This is a genomic window from Micromonospora sp. ANENR4, assembly GCF_015354395.1.
Lineage (GTDB): Bacteria > Actinomycetota > Actinomycetes > Mycobacteriales > Micromonosporaceae > Micromonospora > Micromonospora aurantiaca.
In genome coordinates, this window is the sequence record NZ_JADKYQ010000005.1 from 354,783 (window position 1) to 375,537 (window position 20,755).

Here is a 20,755-nt window from a genome sequence, read left to right on the forward strand (position 1 = left end):
CTCCGTGCAGGGGGTGGGTCGTGGCAGACGCCCCGCGAAGGGGGCGGGTGACTCACGGAATGAGGACGGTCTTGCCGGCCAGCCGGCCGGCCTCGGACTCGTCGTGCACGGCGGCCAACTCGCGCAGGGCCCGCCGCTGACTGACGTCGATGCGCAGGTCACCGGCGTCGACGCGGGCCACCAGCTGGGCGAGTTGGGCGGCGTCGCTGCGGGCGAACACCCGTACCGTGCGGATGCCGCGTCCGGGCTGCTCCGGGCCCGGAGCGGTGGTGCTCACGAAGGCGCCGCCGTCGGCGACCAGATCCACGAGCTCGGCGCCCTGTTCGGGAGTGATGGGCACCAGGTTCAGCACCACGTCGAACCGTTCGCCCGCCACGGCGTCGGTGAGCGCGGTGGTGGTGTGGTCGACGATCCGGTCGGCACCGTAGGAGAGCAGCCGGTCGCGGCTGCGCGCACTGGCGGTTGCGGTCACCTCGGCACCGGCCTGCTTGGCCAACTGGACGGCGTATCCGCCGACCGCGCCACCCGCACCGTTGACGACGATGCGCTGCCCGCTGGTCAGGCCGGCGTGCTCGAACAGCGACTGCCAGGCCGTCAGGCCGGCGGAGGGCAGGGCCGCGGCGTCGGCGAGTTCGCCGGTACGCGGCGCGGCGGCAAGCGCTTCGGCGGGGACGACCGCGTACTCGGCGGCCGCTCCCGGCGCGGCCATCGGCGTAAACGCCAGGACCGCGTCACCGACGTTCCAGTTGCCGGCGCCCTCGCCCACCTCGGTGATGGTTCCGGCGACGTCGAAGTTCGGCGTGTGGGGGAAGGTCAGCGGGAAGACGTCCCGCAGGTAGCCGGCGCGGATCGCCACGTCCACCGGGTTGAACGAGGTGCCGGCCACCTGGACGACGACCTCTCCGGCTCCCGCCACCGGCCGTTCGGTGTCCTCATAGGTGAGCACGTCGCTGCCGCCGTGGGAGTGGTAGCGCACTGCCTTCATGGTGTCCTCCTCGGATAATCGCTTCGAACTCGAAGCATGACTCGACGCTAGGCCGCTTCGAGTTCGAAGCAAAGCCACGCGAGGCGTGACACCACTCACAATGCTGCGAGTTCGAAGCAGGTAAGGTGCGCACATGACATCCACCCGCACGGCGGGGGACGACAGCGACGACGGGGTGCCGCCGCTGCACCCCGAACAGCTGCAGACCTACTTCGCGCTCCTGGAGGCCGTCAGCCTGCTGCAACACCACGTCGAGCAGCAGCTACGCACCGAGGGCGGCATCAGCTACGTGCAGTTCCAACTGCTGGCCAACCTCGCGCGGTCCGAGACGCCGCTGACCATGACCCAGCTCGCCGACGGCGTCGTCTACAGCCGCAGTGGGCTGACCTATCAGGCCGGACTGCTGGAGAAGGCCGGCCTGATCACTCGCAGCAGCTTTCCCGGTGACGAACGGGCCACCCTCGTCGCCCTGACCGACGCGGGTGCTGCCCTGTTCCGCCGGATCCTGCCCGGCCACATCGAGGTGTCGCGGCTGCTGCTGTTCAACCCGCTCTCCGACGACGACGTACGTCACCTCGGCGACATCATGACCCGGGTACGCGACCACATGCGCGCGCTGCCGCCCCGCTCGGCCACACCACGCAAGCGCCGCCCCAGGTCCACGCCGGACACCCCGGCCCAGGCCGACTGACGCGCTCCGCCGTCAGCCCGCCCGGACGGCAGTCCCCGCCGCTTTCCTCGGCACTACGCCGACGTCGGCGACCCGGGCACCGCGACCCGGACCTCCGGGTCAGGTGGCGCTGGTGCGGGCGGGCTGCCGGTCGATGTCGAGTTCGAGGTAGATCGCGGTGGCGATGGGCAGCGCCCGCCGGATCCGCGCCTCGGCGTCGTCGATGGTGGCGGCGACGTCCGCCCGCTACAGTCCTCAAGAGGTCGAGCCCCGGCGGCTGGCGCCGAGAGATGCCGCGACGGTTTCCGCAGGCCAGCCACATTGGTGCAGGTAGACCGTGGTCAGCAACTTGATCATCTCGTAATTCGTAGGTCACTGCGGTTACGGTCAGGACTTCTCGGCTAGCTGTTGCAGCCCGTCCGCCGCCTGATCGATGCTGTCGAGCATGAGCACGGCCAGGAGGAAGAGCCCATCGTTGCGCGAGCGGGCAGACCGCCTCACGCTGATTGATCGCTGGCGCCACTTCGTACTGGACCAACCGGTCGTCGTGCATCCCGGCGAAACGATCTGGCGCGAAGACGACCACCTCTTGGTGGAGCGGCTCGATGGGCGAGTGGACGCGTACCGCGGCGTCATGAACCGCTGCGGGTGCCGGGACCGGGCGCAATGACTGACAGCAGCTGTTGACAGCAACAACTCGGACCACGGGGTACGGACGGAGCCACCCGGAGGGCTTTCTCGTATCCGTCCTCGGCGGGCTCGGTGTGGTTGTGGGAGCCATTGGCCCCCTCGCAGAGGCGAGGGCGTCAGTGACCCTGCATACTGCGAGCCACCATGACTGAGCCGTTCGTTCTGCAGCCCTACGGCGGCGCGCGATGGGTCGTCCATCCGCCGCAGGATCCGTACGGTGACGGCTACGTCTTCACGATCGCGACTGCGTTGCACGAAGAGGGTATGACCGCTTCGACGGTCGCCAAGATCGACGGCCGCTATGCCGACCTGGCGACGACGCTGCCGGCGTTCGTTGAGCGGCTCGCAGCGGACTGGCGTGGTTGGAACGGGACTCGTACCTGGACGTCCGTGGAGCGCGAACTCGCTATCGATGCCCGGCACGACGGACGTGGCTACGTGTCGCTGGGCGTGACTCTCCGGGCTCCTGGCCTCGATGTGGAGGACAAAGCCTGGTCCGCCAGGGCGGTCTTCGTGCTCGAAGCGGGGGAGGAGATGACCCGCTTCGCCGCTGACCTCACGCACCTCCTCCGTACGTAGCCGCCACGGCGACGACATGTCTCTGCGTGCCACTGGTGAGGGCAGACCGGTGGGGCAGACCACGTAGGACCGGAGCGACCAGCCCGCCGAGCCCCGGAACGGGCGATCGAGTTGCCGAGTGCTTGAGGACCCGGACCAGGCGACCCCCGGACGGCCTGGACATGCACTTGGGGATCACGTGGCCTTCTGGTTCTCGCAGCATGTGCAGGGCGGTTCCTTGCCGCCGCTGTTCGCTGCGCTACCGGTTAGGTGAGACGGTGAATGGCCAGTTCATGGGCATTGTCCAGGGAATCCGGCACGTCACCCAGGCACGTACTTCCGGAAAAATTCCGGAAAATCATTGACGTGCTCGAAACGCCGCTGCAATACTCCGAGCGCCGGCAACATCAATCTCTTTCGATTGACGCCATGCGTCGTCAGGTATCACCCGTCCCAAGGAGGACCTGCGCATGTACGCCAGCATCCGCGGCTCCCGCCGCCCGTCCGCACCTCGAACATCGCGTCTCACCGTCCGGTTGGCAGTGCTCGCCTCCACTGTGGCGCTGAGTGCCGCCGGTCTCGCGGTCGCCGCCACTCCGTCCAGCGCCGCCACCTGCAACGGGTACGTCGGCATCACCTTCGACGACGGGCCGACCGGCAGCACCAGCGCCCTGTTGTCCGTGCTGCGCGCGAACAACGTACGGGCGACCATGTTCAACGTCGGGCAGAACGTGCAGAGCAACCAGTCCGCCGCGCGGGCCCAGGTCGACGCGGGCATGTGGGTGGCCAACCACAGTTGGAACCACGCGCACATGACCTCGATGAGTCAGAGTCAGATGCAGTCGGACCTCTCCCAGACCAACTCGGCGATCCAGGCGGCGACCGGCGTCCGGCCGCAGTTGTTCCGCCCGCCCTACGGGGAGACCAACTCGACCCTCCAGTCGGTCGCCTCGTCGCTCGGCCTGCGCCAGGTGATCTGGGACGTCGACTCCCAGGACTGGAACGGCGCCAGCGTCAGCCAGATCGTCTCCAACGCCAGCCGCCTCCAGGCCGGCCAGGTGATCCTGATGCACGACGGCATTCAGAACACCCGCGACGCGATTCCGCAGATCATGGCCAACCTGACCAGCCGCAACCTCTGCCCGGGCATGATCTCACCGAGCACCGGCCGAGCGGTGGCCCCGGACGGCACTCCGCCGCCGACCACTCCGGCGCCGACCGGCACGCCGACCACTCCGCCGCCGACCACTCCGCCTCCCAGCGGCGGCGGGTGCACAGCGACGGCGACGACCCCCAACGTCTGGGGTGACCGGTACAACACCTCGGTGACGGTTCAGGGGGCCGGCAACTGGACCGTGGTCGTGGCTCTGACCCCGCCGCAGCGGGTCTCCACCACCTGGAACGGCTCCCCCAGTTGGGACAGCACCGGTTACGTGATGACGATGCGGTCCAACGGCAGCGGCAACACCTTCGGCTTCACCACGATGATGAACGGCAACAGCAGCGCCAGGCCCCAGATCCGTTCCTGCACCGCGGGCTGACCCCGGTAACCTGCCCAGGCCACTGGAAACGGCTCAGGGCTGGGCTCGGTCGAAAGCGGCGGACTTGACGTTCGGGCATCGCCCCATCGCGGCGTTCACGATGGGGCGATGTCGCCGTCGTCACCGTCTGCCACCACACCCCGTGCCGGAGGCCCGGGGCGGGCCGGCTCAGCCCGGGAGCGTGGCCCGCCTGATCTGCACGCTGTTCGCGTCGCCGACGGAGGCGATCACCAGGTCACCGCCCGCCTCCGTCCCGGCAACCAGGTCGACGGCCTCGCCGTCGTGCCCGTCGTAGGCGTCGCCGACCGGCCGGAGTCCGTCGTCGAGCAGCACGACACCACCCTCGTGGCCTGAGACGACCCAGGTCCGTCCGGCGGCGGTGATCAGCTCCACCGTGCTGCAACGGCCGTTCCCGTGATCGTCGAACTCGCGGAGGAGTTCGCCGGTCACGGCGTCCCGCAACTGCAGATCGTCCATGCCCGCCGGGTCGAAGTCGAAGTCGTCGGCGCCGACGTCCAGGCCCTGGACGAGCACCGCCCGGCCGTTCAGCACGCCGAGCACGGCGACGTCGGCGCGGTCGCTGAGCTGTAGCGGCTGCCTGACCCGCTCTGCGGCCCATACGTCCCACAGCGCAGCCATGGAATCCGCCAGGCAATCCGCGTCGCCGACAATGTCGCCGTGCACCATCGCCAGGAGTCTCTCGCCGGCTGCGGCCATCGACAGGGATCGGACGGTTTGGCCCACCGGAACCTGGGCCAGCGGTTCGGCCGTCACGATGTCCCAGATTCGCAGCGTCTGGTCCGCTCCGCTGACGCCGAGCAGGCAGCGGCCGCCGATGTCGACAGTGGCCGCCGCATACATCGGATGGTCGCCGTGATGCAGCGGGTCGCCCAGTTTCGCGCCCGAGTTGGCGTCCCAGCGCTGCACCAGCCCTTGGTCGGTGACACCCACCACGATGTCCAGGTCGGGCCCGCCGAAGGCCACCGAGGTGACCGCGCCGCCGGCGTCCAGGGAGTCGATGATTCCGCCGGTGGCCGCGTCCCACAGCCGGATCGTCGCGTCCTCGGAGCCGGAGGCGAACACCGGCTGACCGTTGCGGGTACCGGCGGCCAATGCGGTTATGAAGCCGCTGTCTCCGGTGTCCACCGCCACCGAGGTCAATGCCTGCCTGTCGTCCAGTTCCCAGTCCTGCGACATCCCGCTCCCATCATCCATGAAGATCGACGGGCCAGCTTCCCAGACGACGCCACGTGACCGTGGGCCGGTGGGGCCGACGCTTCCGGCGCCGTACATCTACGCCAGGGGGTCGGTGCTGATGGAGAGCACCATCCCGACCAGAGCCAGCACGTCCACCGCCAAGAGAACGAGGTGCACATACCGGTACCGGCGCGCCATCGTGCCGGCTACGAGCGTCGCCGGCGTGTGGTTCAAGAGCGCCGCGAGCCTGTTCAAGCGCGTCTGGTAATCCTCGGGACGCAGTCGGTTGTGGCCGCCCAGGGCCGGGATCAGGGCGGCAATCGGAATGGGCGCGTGCCCCGAGACCCGCAGCTCGATGTCGAACCCGTCGAGCCGGACTCCGTCGACCAGTGACCGGGGGACGCGGTATCCGACGAGCGGGTTAGCCACGACGACGTGCGTGTGGGTCACCGCCACGAAGGCAGCCGGCCCCGCGAGGTACATGAACAGTACGAGCGTGCCGAGCAGCGTGAGACCCATCAGCAGCGTCTGTGGGGTATGGGGGACGCGGGAGGGCGTCACGAGGACGAAGGCGCCGGCCGCCGTGCCCATGGCGATCGCCAACAGGGCGAGCGGGTCATTCCGCCGGATCATGGCCTCAACTTCCCATCAGGTCGGGTGACCGCCCCGCGCGGATCGGGTGACCTTGCAAGGCAGGATCATGATGTACGCGTGGCGTGGCCTGCGCGAGAGGCACCGGGCCGCCGACGTGGGCGGAGGCTCGGGAAGTCCGCACGGATCGGTTGGTCCCTCGCTCTCCTTGCCGGCTATGCGCTGTGGAGTTGGGCCGTGCACGGCTGGGCCGACGCCCACGGCTACCGCGGGTTGCTCGACGGATGACGTCCCTGGTATCTCGCCATCGCCGCCGTGACCTACTGGCCACCCGCGCACGTCCTGTGGTGGTGGATCTACCCGAGGGCAGGGCTCGTTCCATGGATGCGCGAATGACGATGGATGTGATGTACGTCGAGCAGAAAGCTGCTCAGTGTGCGATCGCTGTCGCCTCCAACTCCACCAGCACGTCCGGCTCGAAGAGGTGATCGACGCCGATCAGCGACGCCGGCGGAAGCGGCTGCGGCAGTCCGAGTTCCTCGGCGACCGACTCGATCCCGGCCATGAACGGCCCGATCTTCTCGGGCGTCCAGTCGGTGACGTAGAAGGTCAGCCGGACCACGTCCTCGAACGAGGCGTCGGCGCCGGCGAGGGCGCGGCCGGTGTTGCGCAGCACCTGCGCGACCTGCCCGGCCAGGTCCCCGGTGGCGACGGGTGAGCCGTCGCCCAGTCGTGCGACCTGGCCGCTGACGTGGATGTGGCGCGATCCGGTGGCGACTGCCACGTGGTGGTACGGCGTGTTCGGCTGAAGACCGGCAGGGCTGAGACGGGTGACGGACATCGGTGCTCCTCCACTGGGCAACTGAGGTTTACCATTGATACCTAGTTGACGGAGGACACTTCAAGGAGACCTGGTTTCATGAGCGATACCGCCGCCGCCGGTGCCGCCGAGCTGCGCGTCGACGCACCGCACCGCGAACTGCTCGATCAGGTGCTGGACAAGTGGTCGCTGAGCGTCCTGAACGAGCTGTGCGAGCGTCCGTGCCGCTTCAACGAGCTGCGCCGCGCGATCCCGGCGGTGACGCAGAAGTCCCTGACGGCGACCCTGCGGCGACTCGAACGCAACGGCATCGTGGAACGGCACGTCGTGGCGACGCGCCCGGTCGCTGTCGAGTATCGGATCACCCCGCTGGGCAAGACGCTGCGTGCACCGGTCGACGTCCTGCTCGACTGGGCCGACGCCCACATGGCGCAGATCGAGCGCGCCCGCAGGGCATTCGACGACGAGCTGGAGTGACCACCGGGGCGGCACCGTCCGGTCCGCCCCGGTGCCGGACGTCACTCGCAGACCATGCCGTCGTTGTCCCGGTCGATGTACCAGTAGTACTCCGGATCCTTGCCCTGCCGGTACGGCCCGTACCCGTTGGCGTTCGCCTCCTTGCAGGTGCCGAAGCGCGGGTCGTTGCCGCCGCCACCCGAACTGCCGCCACCGCCCGTGCTGCCACCGCCGGACTCGCCGTTGCCGCCACTCGGCTCACACGCCTCGCCGTCGAGGTCGCGATCCAGCCCGGTCCGGTACCCCGGCTGGCCGCGCAGCAGCGGCGCCTTGCCGGCTGCGCGTACGGCATCGCAGTTCTTGTAGTAGACGGCGGGCTTCGTGGTCTTGCGCGGGCTCGGCTTCGACGCGGGCTTCGCGGTGGCCGGCGCGGCCGTGGTGGGTGACGGCGACGGCTCGGGCGACACGGTGCTGAGCTCGGGCGCTGGGGCCGTGGTGGTGGGCGCCGCCACTGTCGGCACCCCCTGGGCCACCTTCTCCGGCGACCCGCTCGGCTCGGAAGTGGCGCATCCGGTCATGCCGATGCCCAGCAGCGCGCCGCTGCAGGCGAGGCCGAGGAACACCTTGATCGCAGCCGGTCGGCGGCTCCACCACGACGGCCGTGGCGGTGCCGAGAGCGGGATGCCGGGCTTGTCGGGCAGCGGCGCCTGTTCGCGCCGCGGATCCTGGGGAGGGAGTTCGGTCACAGCGGGCAGTGTGGAGCGACGCCTGCGGCCCGCAGTGTCACTGAGCCGACAGACCGGACCTTACCGGCGTGATAAGCGACGAAACGGTCGGCATCGGCCGGAACATCGGCATCGATGCGGCGGATGATCGGACTCGGCCCCTCGCCGAACGGCCGACGGCGAGGGGCACGGTGGATCAGGCGTACGGCCGGGCCGTGAGCCGTCCCGCTGCCGCCAGCCGCTCGACGGCGGCCCGATGGGGAACCGCGTGACTGGTACGGCCGCCCACACCGGTAGTGGTGACGGCGGTGAACAGCGAATTGAGCAGCGCCTCCTCGACCGTGTCCAGCACGCCGGCGAACACGGGATCGATTGCGGCGTCCGGGATCGGCTGCTGATCCGAGGTGGTGAACGCGATCGCGTAGTCCCCGCTGGTGTTGCTGAACGACGCACCCACCCGGGCCATCGCGAACACGGCCCGGCGGGCGAGCCGGCGGAGCTGGCGCGCGTCCACTGGTACGTCGGTCGCCACCACGATCATGCACGAGTTGCCGGGCGGCTCGGTCCGGTCGGCGGCCGGGACCAGCTCGTCGACCGGTAGCGGCACCCCGAGCGCGGTGAGGACGCCGCCGAAGTTGGACTGGACCAGCGCCCCGACCGTCCGCGTGTGGCCGGCGGTCTTGACCGTGCGGGACGAGGTGCCGATGCCCGCCTTGTAGCCCAGGGCGGTGGTGCCGGTACCGGCGCCGACGCAGCCTTCGGCGGGGAGTCCGCCGCTCGCCCCGGCGAGTGCCGCCAGGACGTGGGCCTTCGTGATCGGGCGGCGGCGGATGTCCGACAGGTGCCCGTCGTTGGTCTCACCGACCAGCGGGTTGAACGACAGCCCGTCCGGCCGGCGCTCCATCAGGTGCCCGAGCAGCGCGTCCGCCGCCCGGAACACCGACAGCGTGGCGGTCAGGACCACCGGGGACTCCAGTACGCCGAGCTCGTCCACCTGCGTCGAGCCGACGAGCTTCCCGTGGCCGTTGCCGGCGTACACCGCGGCGGGCAGCGTCCACCGTCCGGGGCCGAGCCCGCTCGGCACGATCGCGGTGACGCCGGTGTGCAGGTCGGCGCCGTCGTCGACGGTGGTGTGACCGACCAGGACGCCGGGCACGTCGGTGATCGCGTTGTCCGGCCCGGTGGGCAGCGACCCGACGACGATCCCCAGGTCGCGGGCGCGCCGGCCGGACCGACTCAGGACGCCGCCGACCGGATCGCCTGCGCCATGCCGGTCGGGGAGTAGTCGTCGGGGACGCCCTCGACCAGGATGATGTCGCCCTCGATGTGCCGCGAGCGCAGCGGCGCGATCTCCTGGTAGGCGGGCGAGTCCCACCAGGCCCGGGCCTCGGCGATGCCCGGGAAGCCGAGCATCACGACGGCACCGGGCCACGTGCCCTCCTTCACCTCGTGCGGCGTGGCGTGCACGAGGAAACGGCCGCCGTACGGGGCGAGGGTGCCGGGGAGACGCTCGACGTACTCGGCGATGTCCGGGTGCGGGGCGGCGTCCTGGAGGTGGGCGATGGCGTACGCGGGCATGGTGTCCTTCCGGCCGTCGAACTACGAACGCCGATCCTGACACGGCGGTCAGCAGTTGTTCTCGCCCATTTCCGTGAACTCGTCGAGCGGGACCGTCCGCAGCACCTCCCCGTCGTCGTCGAAATCGGTGACCAGGACCGACCCCGGCCGCAGCTCGGCCAGTTCGGCGATCCGGAAGTCCACGCCCTCGGTCCGGAAGCTGTTGTCGTGGGTGGCGCCGGAGACCCGGAACGCCGCCTGCGCGTCGACCACCGGCCCGGGCGGGAAACCCGCAAGGGGTACGAGGGCGGGCGCGGTCGCGTCGCGCGGCACGTCGTACTTCCGTCTCGGCCGGTACGACCGCTCCGGCGTGGGCGCACCGGGCGAGGCGGACTCCGCCACGGAGGTGAGCACCACGAGGTCGGGCGGCCGGTCCCCGCACCAGGCGAGCGCCGCGTGCGGCCGGCCACGGGCGTCCACTGTGAGGCCGGTGACGCCCTTCACCTCCGGTGTGCAGGCGCTCAGCCCGGCCAGCACGATCAGGGCGGCGGCCGGTGTCGCGACGGCCCGGCGTGTCCTCGTACCCCTTGGCGCGGCCATGCTCCGACGGTGACAGCGCCGTGTCACTCCGCGATCCGCGTTCGGTTGCGGCCTGGTGACGATGGTGCGCGCTCAGGCCCCGGACGCCACGGCCGCGACGGCGGCGTGCGGACGGTGGGCCTCGTCGTCGAGGCGCGTCAGGCGCTCGACCTCCGCGAACCCCGCCCGCCGCAGGCGCGCGGAGAACTCTTCCACCGGCCAGCGGTACGCGGTGGCGACCTTGTGGTCGAAGGTGCCCACCTCGTCGCCGACGAAGATGCCGGCCACGAGCCGTCCACCCGGCACGATCGCGCGGCGGAACTCCGCCAGCACGCCGTCGAGTTCCGGTGGCGGGAGGTGGATCAGCGAGTACCAGGCGAGGATGCCGGCGACGGAGTGGTCGGGGACGGCGAGGTCGTCCAGCGACCCGAGCCGGTACGCGCCGTCCGGATGTGTCGCCCGCGCGTGCGCGACGAACTCGGGAACCATGTCGATCCCGGTGGCGTCGACGCCGAGCGAACGGAGATGGTCGGTGAGGTGACCGGGTCCGCATCCGAGGTCGAACACCGGACCGGTCCGGACGGTCAGGTGCCGGCCGATGAGGGCGAGGTCGTCCGCGTGCACCTTGCCGGTGGTGCCGAACAGTTCGATGTAGAGCGTCGCGACCGCCCCGTACGCCTGCCGCACCCGTGTGTGGTCCACCCGTCGACCATAGAGGTCGGACGCCTTCGCCGCATTTACCGGATGAATGAGATGAATGAATGAAAAAGTCGTCGTAAAGCCGCCGCCCGGTGAGGAATCGATAGCTTTCCGTCACTGAAGTTTCTATCCTTGAAGAATCCGATCGCCAGCAGCGGAAGGGGCGGCATGCCGCGCCGTTCGAGCCTCAGCTATCGAGATGCGTTACGACTGCTGGCCCCGGGCAGCACGCGCATCACCGAGACCGACAAGGTCGTCAGCGCGGGGATCCTGGGCGCTGGGGCCCTCTCCCACGGTACGGCGCTCGCGTTGCTCGGCCCGAAGAACGCACTCGTGCAGCTCGTCCGGGACGCCACCGGAAACCAGGCCGGCCGCATCCGGACAACCGGCGGAAAATCGTATTACGAGCTGCTGGAGGCCAGCCACACCGTGCTGGCGCTCTCCGCGTTCTTCGACGGTTTCCGGGACGAGGTCGGGCCGGGTTTCGACAGGCTGGAACTGACCGACGAGGAAAAGGTCGGCATGGTGTCGGCCGAGCGGCGGCACCACACGCTTCCGCAGGAGATCGACGGCGGCTACTTCCCGTTGCCCTCCTCGGTGTACGGCATGGACGACACCCGCCGGGACGTCGAGGTCGCGTACGTCCGGCTCTACGACGCCACCATCGCGTTCTGCGAGGGCCTGGCCGCCTGGCCGTCGGTGCGGCGCGGGCTCGACCTCACGTCGCTGCGCTCCCGCGTGGTGACCCGGGCCATGTCGCACTACCAGGACCGCTTCGACCGGCTCGCCACGGACCTCCCCGAGTTCGGGTTCCGCATGATGCGCCAGGCGATCGAGCACAACCTGATCGACAACCGCACGCTTACCACCGAGGTCTCGGCCCGGCTGGACGCACTGGCGGAGCTCTACCGCAACCTCGCCGAGCTGTCCGGGCCGGTCGCCGCCGACCGGCCCGACCTGCTCCGCGAGTCCCTCGACCGGCTCACCGGCTCGCTCGCGGCGGTGTTCCGGCAGCCGCTGCTGCGGATCAAGGACGTCGACTTCCACCTGCGGCTGCCGAACGTCGACAGCGGCTTCATCAGCCCCGACTTCCGGGCCGCCGAGTACGGCAAGCACACGTCACCCGAGCGGGAGGCATGGTGGGACGACCAGCCGCGCCGGGGTGACCTCGTCGGGTTCCTCTCCCGGTACCTGACCGACCCGGCGAGCCTGCACCGTCCGCTGCTGCTCCTCGGCCAGCCGGGCGCCGGCAAGACGCTGCTGACCCGGGTGATCGCGGCCCGGCTGCCGGCGAGCCGGTTCACCGCGATAGTGGTGCCGCTGCGCCGGATGTCCGGGGACACGTCGCCGACCGAGCAGATCGAGGCCGCGATCGAGCAGGTGATGGACGAGCGCATCCGCTGGGCGGACCTGCGCCGGGCCACCCAGCACACCACCGTCGTGGTGATCTTCGACGGGTTCGACGAACTCGTCCAGGTCACCGGCACCGCCCACTCGCAGTACATCGACCGGGTGGCCGAGTTCCAGGAGGCCCAGTGGGACCTGGGCTACTCGATCATTCCGATCATCACGTCCCGGATCCTGGTGATGGACCGCGCCAGCGTGCCGCAGGGCACCGTGCTGGTCCGGCTGGAAGACCTGACCGACGCCCAGGTGACCGCCTGGCTGGCCGCCGTCAACGCGGCGAACGAGGACCGGCCCGGCTACCGCCGGCTGTCCGCCCGGGAACTGCTGTCGCACGGCGAGCTGGCCCGCCAGCCGCTGCTGCTCACGCTGCTCGCGATCTACTACAACGAGCACTGGGCCGACCGTCGTCCCGGCGCCGCCATCTCCCGGTCCGACCTGTTCACCGGCCTGCTGACCGCGTTCATCAGGCGGCAGGTCAGCGAGAAGGCGCCGACCGCGCTCGCGCACCACGAGCGGGAGGCCCGCGAGCACCAGCTCCGGCGCGACCTGGCGATCACCGCGTTCGCCATGTTCAACCGCAACCGGGAACTGGTGAACCGGGCCGCGCTCCGCCTCGACCTGGACTGCTTCGGCTCCCGCAGCGGTGACGGCTCCCGGTTCGAACTCGGCGACGTGCTCGGCCCGGAGCAGCTTGTCACCGCCGCGTTCTTCGTGGTGTACGGCCCGGACGACGTGCAGGGTGAGGACGCCCGGCGCACGTACGAGTTCCTGCACACCACGATCGGGGACTTCCTGATCGCCGAGTACGTCGTAGGGGCGCTGCGGAGCCTGGCCGAGCTGCGCCGGCACACCCGCAGCCCGGCCGGCTTCGGCTATCAGCTGGACACCGGTCAGTTCCGGGCGCTGCTCTCCCACCAGCCGCTGGTCAAGCGGGAGGCGCTGGTCGAGTTCGCGCGGGATCTCAGCTCCCGCCATCCGCAGGAGCGGGACGCGATCGTGGAGACCATCGCCGGCCTGCTGGCCGAGGCCCGGCAGCGGACCGACCTGGCCGGCGTGGACGGCTACCGGCCGGCGCCGTACGACCCGGTGCGGCTGCTCGCCGCGTACACCGCGAACCTGGTCGCGCTCGCCGCGCTGGTGTCACCCGACGGCGTACGCCACACCGACCTGATGGACGAGGCGACCTGGGTGTCCACGGTCCGGCTGTGGCGGGCGGGGCTGGACGAGAAGGGCCAGCTCGCGATGATCAGTTGGCTGAACCGGGACGCCGACGGCCGGATCATCGCCGAGCGGCGGCGCGAACGCCGGGGGGAGACGGTGAACGTGGCCGCCGAGGAGGCGCGGCTGCTCGGCGACATCACCACCTACGGCCAGTTGCAGGCGGGCGCGCGGACGTGGCGCGGCCAGCAGCCGGACAGTTTCGAGGCCGGCCGGTTCCACGCCGACCTGGTGTCGCTCGCCACCCGCCGCTGGCCGGTGCCGTCGCTGCACCAGCTCATCCTGTACGACGAGCGCAGCTACCGGCGGCTGTGGGCGCGTGCCGTCGAGTCACCGGAGGCGGTGTCCAGCACGAGCGCCACGGTCCTGCTGGAATGCCTCGCCGAGGACGGCGCGCAGTTGCCCCGCGAGGTGGTGTGCGGACTGACCCGGGTGGCGCTGAGCCGGCTGCCCGACTCGCCCACCGCGCCACCCGAGCTGATCATCTCGTGCCCGTACCTGATCGACGAGTTCCCGGAGCTGGTCGACTCGCTCGGCACGACCGACGACCACGCGGTGCTGCACGCCCTCATCCTGCGGCACGGGCTGCACCGGCTGCCGCAGCGGTACGTGCCCCGGGTCCGGCGGGTGCTCGCCGACATCGAGGACCGGCTCGCGGAGCTGCCGCTGGAGGACGGCGTGGTGTCGGCCGAGATGGCCGAGCAGTTCGCCGCCGCGCGGGTCGACAACCGCACCGCGCTGTGGCTGCTGATGGCGTTGGACGAGTACGCCGACCTGGCCTGGCCGAAGATCCCGCCGAAGACGATGCACGCCCTGCTCGCGCACCGGCTGCCGGACGAGTTCCTCGACGAGGCGAGCCTGTGCCGGCTGCTCGTGGACTACCTGCGGGCCCACGACCGGGTGCCCGCCGAGGTCTCGCTGGCGTCAGCCCTCGACACGCTGCGCGCCGCGGTGTGACCCCGTACCGCCACCACCCGTCCGGAGGCCCCGATTGGCACACTCGCCCAGGCACCGAGAGCACATCGTCCGGACGGGAAGGAGGAACCTGGCGGTCGACATCGCCGGGGCGGAACGCGGCTGGCCCGTGTTCCTCATGCACGGCACACCCGGCAGCCGCAACGGTCCACGACCACGGTCCATCGTGCTGTACCGGCTCGGTGTACGGCTCATCTCGTACGACCGGCCGGGTTACGGCGGCTCCAGCCGGCTGCCCGGCCGCCGCGTCGCGGACGCCGCGGCGGACGTCGCGGCCATCGCCGACGACCTGGGCCTGGACGGGTTCTCGGTGGTGGGGCGCTCCGGCGGCGGTCCGCACGCCCTGGCCTGCGCCGCGCTGCTGCCGGACCGGGTACGGCGGACCGCGGTCCTGGTCGGCCTCGCCCCGGCCGGCGCGACCGGGCTGGACTGGTTCGGCGGCATGACCGACGCCAACGTGCGCGACTACGGCGCCGCCGAGCACGACGTGCCGATGCTCGCCGAGCAGTTGCGGCTGCGGGCCGAGCGCACGATGGACGACCCGGGCTCGCTGCTGGCGCTGCTGGTCGGGCAGATGACCGAGGCCGACCGCCGGGTGGTGGCCGGGGTGCCGATCCGCCGGCAGCTCACCGACGCCTATGCCGAGGCGCTGCGCCAGGGGCCGCACGGCTGGATCGACGACGTGCTGGCATTGCGCGCCGACTGGGGCGTCACGCTCCCGGACATCCGGATGCCGGTACGTCTCTGGCACGGCGCGGACGACAACTTCGCCCCGGCCAGCCACACCCGCTGGCTGGCCGAACAGATCCCCGGCGCGCAGTTGCACGTGCAGCCGCGCAGCGCGCACTTCGGCGCGGTGGAGGTGCTGCCGGAGATCCTCGCCTGGCTGGCCGATCCGGTGGAGCGGGCCACCGTCAGATCGGATGCGGGTCGATGATGCGCCGCTGCAACCGGTTCTCCCGGAGGGTTTCGACCGCCGGGTGGCTCTCGCCCAGCCGGTAGGTCAGTTCGCGGGTGACCGCCTCCAGCTCCGCCCGCCGACCGCCCTCCACCCGCTCCTGCATCACCAGGAGGTTCGCCCGGCAGCGCAGTGTGTTCGGGTGGTCGCGGCCGAGCATCCGGTCCAGGCCGTCGTGGGCACGTCGCAACAGCGCCAGCGCCTCCAGGTCCGCCGCCTCCCGGCCTTCCGGCGGGTCGGGCTGCTCGGCGATGCAGATGGCCTGGTTCATCCACCCCGAGAGGGGGTACGGGTGTTCGTCGCCCAGCACGTCGGCGAGCGCGTCGGCGGACTGGCCGGCGAGCTGCCGGGCCTCGGCGAAGTCCCGGGCGCGGCGGGCCACCATGGCGAGGTTGACCAAGCAGACGAGCGTCAGCGGGTGCCCCGGGCCGAGGTTGTTCTGGTAGACGCGGTGCACTTCGGTCAGTTCCCGGCTGGCCCGCTGGAACAGGTCGACGGTGAGCAGGTTGACGGACAGGCTCAGCCGACAGGTCAGCGTCTCCGGGTTGTCCGGCCCGAACCGCTCGTTCAGCAGCTCGTACGCCGCTTCGAGGAGCTTGCCCGCCTCGACCGCGTGCCCCGCCGAGCGCAGCGACACCGCCAGGTTGGTCTGCGCGCGCAGGGTCATCAGGTGCTCGGCACCGGCCGTGCGCAGCAGGTCCCGGTGGACGCCGCGGAGCCGGGCGATGGACTGCTCGTAGTCGCCGGCGTCGCGCATGTCGATGCCCACGTACGCGGACGAGGCGAGCGTGTCCGGGTGGTCCTCGCCGAGGATTGCGCGGCGCCCGGCCAGCACCATCTCGTCGTTCTTGCGGGCCTCCCGGAAGTCGCCCATCAGGCGCTGGGTGGTGGCGAGGTTGTTCAGCGCGACGAGGGTGCGCGGGTGCTCCTCGGTGAAGTTCCGCTTCCACGCGTTGAACGTGATCTCGTCCAGGCGCAGCGCCTCGTTGTACTTGCCCATGCCGCGCAGGTCGCGTGCGAGCCCGCCGGCGGTCATCAGGGTGTGCGGGTGGTCCTCGCCGAGCAGTTCCCGCTGGGCCGCGAGGACCTCCTCGTCCAGCGCCCGGGACTCGGTGAACTGCCCGAGGAAGGCGAGGATGTTGGCGAGGTTGAACTGCAGGTGCAGCAACTGCCGGCGCAGGTCGTCGCGCGCCCGTGCGTCGGTCTCCTCGGCGAGCATCTGCTCCCAGGTCTGCGCGACCTCCTCACCGAGCCGCCGGCCGGTCTCCAGGTCGCCGCGCAACTGGAGGTAGCGGACCCGGTCGATCATCAGCGCCCGCACCTCCACCCGGTGGCTAAGCGGCGCCTTCGACGCCTCCAGGTGCGGCCAGATGACCCGGAACCGGGGCCAGCCGTCGGGGTCGTCCACCTCGCCCTCGGGACGGGCGGCGGCGAGCACGAGGTGGACCTGGCGGCGCGCCTCGTCGAGTTCCTCCTCGGTCATCCGGGACCGGACGGCGTGCTGGAGCAGGCGGTGCATGAGCACCAGGCCGCCCCGGCCCCGCTCGCCGCCGGACGGGCTCTCGGCCCGCAGGTCGACCCGGACCAGGGCGAGCCGGTTGGCCTGCTGCACCAGTTGCTGGCGGACCAGCCGTTCCTTCGCCTGCGGGTGGAACGGCACCAGCGCCTCGGCGAACTCGTCGCTGTAGACCAGGTCGGCGGAGATCTCCGGCGCGAACACCGAGCACAGTTGCAGCACCCGGTAGGCCGCCGGGTTCCGGGTCCGCAGGTGGTTGAGCGACAGCTCCCAGGTGGCCTCCACCGAGACGTTGCTGTTCGGTTCCATCACCGCGCCCGGCCCGAACTTGGCGATCTCGGTGAGGTAGCTGTCGACCGAGTGGCCGGTGTCGGCCAGCCACGCCGCGGCGGCGGTCACCGCGATGGGCAGGTCGCCCAGCAGGGCGGCGATCCGGTCGGCCTGGTCGACGCGCATCGTCGGCACCCGCTCGGTGAGGTGCTGGATGCTCTCCGCGCGCTTGAACACGTCGACCGGGATCGTGGTGGCCCGCTCTACCCACTGCAGGTTCCGGGACGTGATGACGACGTGGCCCTTGCCGTCCGGCACGTACGGCAGGACGCCGTCGACCTCGTCGGCGTTGTCCATGATCAGCAGCCACCGGAGGTCGGTGCGGCGCAGCGCCTGGAGCACCAGCCGGGCGTTCTCCCGGTTCGATTCCGACGACGGCACGCCCAGGTAGGGTGCGAGGTCACCGATGGCGGACTCGATGAACGGCACCTGGTCGGCGTCGATCCACCACACCATGTCGTACGCGGCCCGGTAGCGGTGGGCGTACTCCAGCGCGAGCTGGCTCTTGCCGATGCCGCCCATGCCCTGCAACGCCACCGGCCCGGTGCCGGAGAGCACCACCTTCGGGCTGCTGCGCAGCAGCGTCCGCAGCTCGCGCAGGTCCGCCTCGCGGCCGGTGAAGCGCTTGTTGCGGCCCGGCACCTCGAACACCGTGTTGTCCCGGCCGGGGAACCGGGGACCGGTAGGCAGTTCCAGGTCCGCGGGCACACCCTCGCGGCCGACCAGGCGCAGGATCCGCGCGGCGGCGGTCCGCGCCTCCAACCCGGCGACCGAGACGGTGTGCGCGGCCGGCACGTTCGCCAGGCGCCGCACGTCCGCCACGTAGACGACGAGCGGCACCTGGTCGGGCGAACGGTCCGGCGCGGCGAGCACCGCCTCCTCGTTGGCGTTCGCCTCGGAGACGATGATCAGCTCCCGGGCCGTCCGGGGCGCCTCGTCGTCGGTGAACCACGGGTCGGTCACCCGGACGTCCGCCGAGACCAGCAGGTGCCCGATCCACTCCGCCCACACCCGGTCGTACGGGGCGTGCCGGAGCATGATCTCGTTCTCCACCGAGTTGGAGGTACGGGTGAACCGCGCGTTGACCCGCTCGCGGATCGCGCTGCTCATCGGCGGCAGCGACTCCACCTCACCCCGGGTGATCTCCCGGGCCAGCAGCTCGTACGCGGACAGCAGCGACCCGTTGACGCCTGGTTGGTCGGCGAACGTGGCGAGCAGTTCCTCGTACGCGTAGAACGCCTGGTAGGGCACCTGCATTCGGGCCCAGTACCGGTCCCGTTCGGCCTCGCTCATGGCGCTGGGCAGACCGCTGAAGCGCTGCCGCGCCACCGCCCGCCCGGTGTCCGCCTTCACCTTCTCCGCCGGGTCGATGCGCATCGGCACCGGCAGCACCCGGATCCGCCGCGACCCGTACCGGTGCTCGACCAGCCGCGCGACCTTCGCCGCGCCGGTGATGCCCTGCTCGCTGAGGGTGAAGCAGGTGACAAGCACGTCCGGCAACTGGATGGTGCAGATGTCGGCGACGTCGGAGAACCCGGTGCGGCTGTCGATCAGCACGTAGTCGTAGTTGCGCTTCATGTCGGCGCGCAGCGCGTCGAAGAAGTAGCCGCCGCCCTGCCGCTCGTAGAACTCGTCCCAGTTCATCCCGGCGAGCGCGCCCGCGTAGTCGTTGTTCTGCTGGCCCGCGCCGAGGAAGTCAAGCGTCCCGTCACCGGGGAAGTTGGACCAGTTCAGCGAGAACGAGTACTTGTGCACCCGGGCGTACTGCTCGTGCCAGCGGTCGTCGCCCTTGTCCTGCTTGGTGGTGGTCGCCCACTCGTACTCCCGGATCAGGTCGATCACCCCGCCGGTGCTCTCCAGCGCGTCCCGGTCGATGAACGGCGCGAAGAAGCGCGACAGGCCGGGGGACTCCAGGTCCCAGTCGACGGCGAGCACCCGCTTGCCGTTGGCGGCGAGGATCCAGGCGACGTTCGCCAGCGCCATCGTCCGGCCGGTGCCGCCCTTGTAGGAGTAGAAGGTGACGACCTGTCCCTCACGTCGGGTCATGTGTCCACTCCCTCGTCGGACGGCGGGTTCTCCCAGAGCCGGGGCTTGTTGATGGGCGGTCCCGGTGGCGGGTAGGTCGGTCCCGCCTCCAGGTAGCGGCGTCGCATCCGGCGGACCAGATCGTGGATCTCGGTCCGCCAGTCGTCCCACGTGGTTATCTTCAGCGGGCGTGTGGTGGCGGAGAGCATGCTCACCGCCCGGTCGAGCAACCCGGCCGCGTGCGAGCGGTGGGCGTGGTGGGCGTCCTCGCTGATCAGCACGACCCCCACCCAGCCGTGCAGGCAGTCGACGGCCGCCTGGACGGCCTCCGCGCCGTCCGGCGTCTCGACCACCAGAGGATCGATCATGAGTACGCCCGGACAGGACCGGAACAGTCCGGCGTCGGGGACGAAGTCGCGGACGTCGATCGGCATCCGCAGTCGCTGCACCGCGTCGGTCACGTCCTCGATCACCGGTGGCCGGCCGCGGAACGGGCGCCACCGGCCGGCGTGGGTGTCGGACCGGCCGTTGAGCCGCCCCGGGTCGGCCGGCTGGTCGGGTGCGATCACCACCGCCCGGAACGGCACCTCGCTGGTCGGGGACGACGGCAGGTCGGTCGGCCCGGTCGGCGGCTCGGCCGGTTGCAGCGGCGTCTGCTCGGCGGTGTCGACGATGTGCTGCGCCAGGCGGCCCAGCACCTCCTTGTAGGCGTCCTGGAACTTCTGGAGCCGGCAGAGCGCGCTCATGCCGTTCGCGGCGTACACGTCCACGTCGGCGGCCATCGCCACGGCCCGGGCCTGGTCCGGCGCGTGGAGCGCGGCGGGCGACGGGATCCACAGGACCGGCAGGATGTTGTCGCCGTCCGGCGGGCGACCGGCCCGGATCAGCCGTTGCCGGAACCACTCCCGTTCCCGGCGCGAGTCGTCCCGGTTGAGGTAGTCCGGCGAATACAGCGGGACGAACACCTCCGCCTCGGCCAGCGCGGTGCGTTTTCGTTCCGTCCGGGCCTCCGGCGGCCGCACCATGAAGTCGGCGAAGCCCTGCCGGCGTACCCGGTCGCCGGGCCGGCCGTCGATCGCCAGGTTGAGATCGTGGTAGAAGCGGCGGACCCAGTGGTCGCCCGGGGTGCGGTCGTTGTGTGTCGGCGGGGGGACATAGCTGAGGAAGAAATAGGGCGGGCCCGGCAGCGTGGGCCGCTCAGAGGTCACGACGACACGACCGTTCCACGGGACGAGTGTCTGACCCCCAACCGGTAATG

At 70.9% G+C, this 20,755-nt stretch carries 18 protein-coding genes; 7 read left to right on the forward strand and 11 right to left on the reverse strand.

Going from position 1 to position 20,755, the window contains the following annotated elements; all coding sequences use genetic code 11:
* Positions 1-52: 52 nt before the first annotated feature.
* The gene (locus tag IRY44_RS11585) at positions 53-985 is read right to left on the reverse strand and encodes an NADP-dependent oxidoreductase (RefSeq protein ID WP_194800398.1); all 933 of its coding nucleotides are present in this window, start codon (positions 983-985) and stop codon (positions 53-55) included.
* Positions 986-1,118: 133 nt separating this feature from the next.
* Between IRY44_RS11585 and IRY44_RS11590 the strand changes: the two genes are divergently transcribed.
* The 4 genes from IRY44_RS11590 to IRY44_RS11605 all read left to right on the forward strand — a co-directional run bounded on the left by IRY44_RS11590 (position 1,119) and on the right by IRY44_RS11605 (position 4,444).
* The gene (locus tag IRY44_RS11590) at positions 1,119-1,676 is read left to right on the forward strand and encodes a MarR family winged helix-turn-helix transcriptional regulator (RefSeq protein WP_194800399.1); all 558 of its coding nucleotides are present in this window, start codon (positions 1,119-1,121) and stop codon (positions 1,674-1,676) included.
* A gap of 424 nt (positions 1,677-2,100) precedes the next feature.
* Positions 2,101-2,325, forward strand: coding sequence for a hypothetical protein (locus IRY44_RS11595; protein WP_194800400.1), 225 nt, complete (start codon positions 2,101-2,103; stop codon positions 2,323-2,325).
* 164 nt (positions 2,326-2,489) lie between these two features.
* Complete coding sequence (locus IRY44_RS11600) at positions 2,490-2,924, forward strand: DUF6228 family protein (protein WP_194800401.1); 435 nt, start codon at positions 2,490-2,492, stop codon at positions 2,922-2,924.
* A 449-nt stretch (positions 2,925-3,373) separates the two neighbouring features.
* The gene (locus IRY44_RS11605; protein ID WP_194800402.1) at positions 3,374-4,444 is read left to right on the forward strand and encodes a polysaccharide deacetylase family protein; all 1,071 of its coding nucleotides are present in this window, start codon (positions 3,374-3,376) and stop codon (positions 4,442-4,444) included.
* A 168-nt stretch (positions 4,445-4,612) separates the two neighbouring features.
* Here the strand turns inward: IRY44_RS11605 and IRY44_RS11610 are convergent, their stop codons facing one another.
* From IRY44_RS11610 to IRY44_RS11620, 3 genes are all read right to left on the reverse strand, one after another.
* Positions 4,613-5,641 carry a WD40 repeat domain-containing protein gene (locus tag IRY44_RS11610; protein WP_194800403.1) on the reverse strand — a complete coding sequence of 343 codons (1,029 nt, stop codon included), beginning with the start codon at positions 5,639-5,641 and terminating at the stop codon, positions 4,613-4,615.
* Positions 5,642-5,737: 96 nt separating this feature from the next.
* On the reverse strand, positions 5,738-6,274 hold the full coding sequence (locus tag IRY44_RS11615; RefSeq protein WP_194800404.1) for a hypothetical protein: 537 nt from the start codon (positions 6,272-6,274) through the stop codon (positions 5,738-5,740).
* 388 nt (positions 6,275-6,662) lie between these two features.
* Positions 6,663-7,073, reverse strand: a complete 411-nt coding sequence (locus IRY44_RS11620; RefSeq protein WP_194800405.1) for a RidA family protein — start codon at positions 7,071-7,073, stop codon at positions 6,663-6,665.
* A 78-nt stretch (positions 7,074-7,151) separates the two neighbouring features.
* Here IRY44_RS11620 and IRY44_RS11625 point away from each other — a divergent pair, with 78 nt between their 5' ends.
* Positions 7,152-7,529 (forward strand): helix-turn-helix domain-containing protein, encoded by a 378-nt coding sequence (locus IRY44_RS11625; RefSeq protein WP_194800406.1) that lies wholly within the window; start codon positions 7,152-7,154, stop codon positions 7,527-7,529.
* A gap of 41 nt (positions 7,530-7,570) precedes the next feature.
* Here IRY44_RS11625 and IRY44_RS11630 read toward each other — a convergent pair whose 3' ends face one another.
* The 5 genes from IRY44_RS11630 to IRY44_RS11650 form a co-directional block, all read right to left on the reverse strand.
* The gene (locus tag IRY44_RS11630) at positions 7,571-8,254 is read right to left on the reverse strand and encodes an excalibur calcium-binding domain-containing protein (RefSeq protein ID WP_269697821.1); all 684 of its coding nucleotides are present in this window, start codon (positions 8,252-8,254) and stop codon (positions 7,571-7,573) included.
* 175 nt (positions 8,255-8,429) lie between these two features.
* A complete protein-coding gene (locus IRY44_RS11635) occupies positions 8,430-9,473 on the reverse strand; it encodes a P1 family peptidase (RefSeq protein WP_228531947.1) in 1,044 nt (347 codons plus the stop codon).
* Positions 9,470-9,811, reverse strand: a complete 342-nt coding sequence (locus tag IRY44_RS11640) for a DUF1330 domain-containing protein (RefSeq protein WP_194800407.1) — start codon at positions 9,809-9,811, stop codon at positions 9,470-9,472. The genes IRY44_RS11635 and IRY44_RS11640 overlap by 4 nt, the downstream gene beginning before the upstream one ends.
* 48 nt (positions 9,812-9,859) lie before the next feature.
* On the reverse strand, positions 9,860-10,390 hold the full coding sequence (locus tag IRY44_RS11645; RefSeq protein ID WP_194800408.1) for a hypothetical protein: 531 nt from the start codon (positions 10,388-10,390) through the stop codon (positions 9,860-9,862).
* 72 nt (positions 10,391-10,462) lie between these two features.
* Positions 10,463-11,071 carry a bifunctional 2-polyprenyl-6-hydroxyphenol methylase/3-demethylubiquinol 3-O-methyltransferase UbiG gene (locus IRY44_RS11650; protein ID WP_194800409.1) on the reverse strand — a complete coding sequence of 203 codons (609 nt, stop codon included), beginning with the start codon at positions 11,069-11,071 and terminating at the stop codon, positions 10,463-10,465.
* 165 nt (positions 11,072-11,236) lie between these two features.
* Between IRY44_RS11650 and IRY44_RS11655 the strand changes: the two genes are divergently transcribed.
* Together IRY44_RS11655 and IRY44_RS11660 are read left to right on the forward strand one after the other, a co-directional pair.
* Positions 11,237-14,650 (forward strand): NACHT domain-containing NTPase, encoded by a 3,414-nt coding sequence (locus tag IRY44_RS11655; RefSeq protein WP_194800410.1) that lies wholly within the window; start codon positions 11,237-11,239, stop codon positions 14,648-14,650.
* Between the two features lie 34 nt (positions 14,651-14,684).
* Positions 14,685-15,605 carry an alpha/beta fold hydrolase gene (locus IRY44_RS11660; protein WP_194800411.1) on the forward strand — a complete coding sequence of 307 codons (921 nt, stop codon included), beginning with the start codon at positions 14,685-14,687 and terminating at the stop codon, positions 15,603-15,605.
* On the opposite strand, the gene fxsT is transcribed toward IRY44_RS11660, so the two are convergent.
* Together fxsT and IRY44_RS11670 are read right to left on the reverse strand one after the other, a co-directional pair.
* Positions 15,583-19,518, reverse strand: a complete 3,936-nt coding sequence (fxsT, locus tag IRY44_RS11665; protein WP_194800412.1) for an FxSxx-COOH system tetratricopeptide repeat protein — start codon at positions 19,516-19,518, stop codon at positions 15,583-15,585. The two genes, IRY44_RS11660 and fxsT, sit on opposite strands and share 23 nt — an antisense overlap.
* A complete protein-coding gene (locus tag IRY44_RS11670; protein WP_194800413.1) occupies positions 19,515-20,705 on the reverse strand; it encodes a TIR-like protein FxsC in 1,191 nt (396 codons plus the stop codon). The genes fxsT and IRY44_RS11670 overlap by 4 nt, the downstream gene beginning before the upstream one ends.
* Between the last annotated feature and the right edge of the window lie 50 nt (positions 20,706-20,755).

Excerpts from the sequence above, each read along its gene's own strand:
- IRY44_RS11585 (WP_194800398.1), bottom strand. The coding sequence starts at position 985 with ATGAAGGCAGTGCGCTACCACTCCCACGGCGGCAGCGACGTGCTCACC.
- IRY44_RS11640 (WP_194800407.1), bottom strand. The coding sequence starts at position 9,811 with ATGCCCGCGTACGCCATCGCCCACCTCCAGGACGCCGCCCCGCACCCG.
- IRY44_RS11645 (WP_194800408.1), bottom strand. The coding sequence starts at position 10,390 with ATGGCCGCGCCAAGGGGTACGAGGACACGCCGGGCCGTCGCGACACCG.
- IRY44_RS11655 (WP_194800410.1), top strand. The coding sequence starts at position 11,237 with ATGCCGCGCCGTTCGAGCCTCAGCTATCGAGATGCGTTACGACTGCTG.
- IRY44_RS11605 (WP_194800402.1), top strand. The coding sequence starts at position 3,374 with ATGTACGCCAGCATCCGCGGCTCCCGCCGCCCGTCCGCACCTCGAACA.
- IRY44_RS11615 (WP_194800404.1), bottom strand. The coding sequence starts at position 6,274 with ATGATCCGGCGGAATGACCCGCTCGCCCTGTTGGCGATCGCCATGGGC.
- IRY44_RS11625 (WP_194800406.1), top strand. The coding sequence starts at position 7,152 with ATGAGCGATACCGCCGCCGCCGGTGCCGCCGAGCTGCGCGTCGACGCA.
- IRY44_RS11600 (WP_194800401.1), top strand. The coding sequence starts at position 2,490 with ATGACTGAGCCGTTCGTTCTGCAGCCCTACGGCGGCGCGCGATGGGTC.
- fxsT (WP_194800412.1), bottom strand. The coding sequence starts at position 19,518 with ATGACCCGACGTGAGGGACAGGTCGTCACCTTCTACTCCTACAAGGGC.
- IRY44_RS11595 (WP_194800400.1), top strand. The coding sequence starts at position 2,101 with ATGAGCACGGCCAGGAGGAAGAGCCCATCGTTGCGCGAGCGGGCAGAC.
- IRY44_RS11620 (WP_194800405.1), bottom strand. The coding sequence starts at position 7,073 with ATGTCCGTCACCCGTCTCAGCCCTGCCGGTCTTCAGCCGAACACGCCG.
- IRY44_RS11590 (WP_194800399.1), top strand. The coding sequence starts at position 1,119 with ATGACATCCACCCGCACGGCGGGGGACGACAGCGACGACGGGGTGCCG.
- IRY44_RS11610 (WP_194800403.1), bottom strand. The coding sequence starts at position 5,641 with ATGTCGCAGGACTGGGAACTGGACGACAGGCAGGCATTGACCTCGGTG.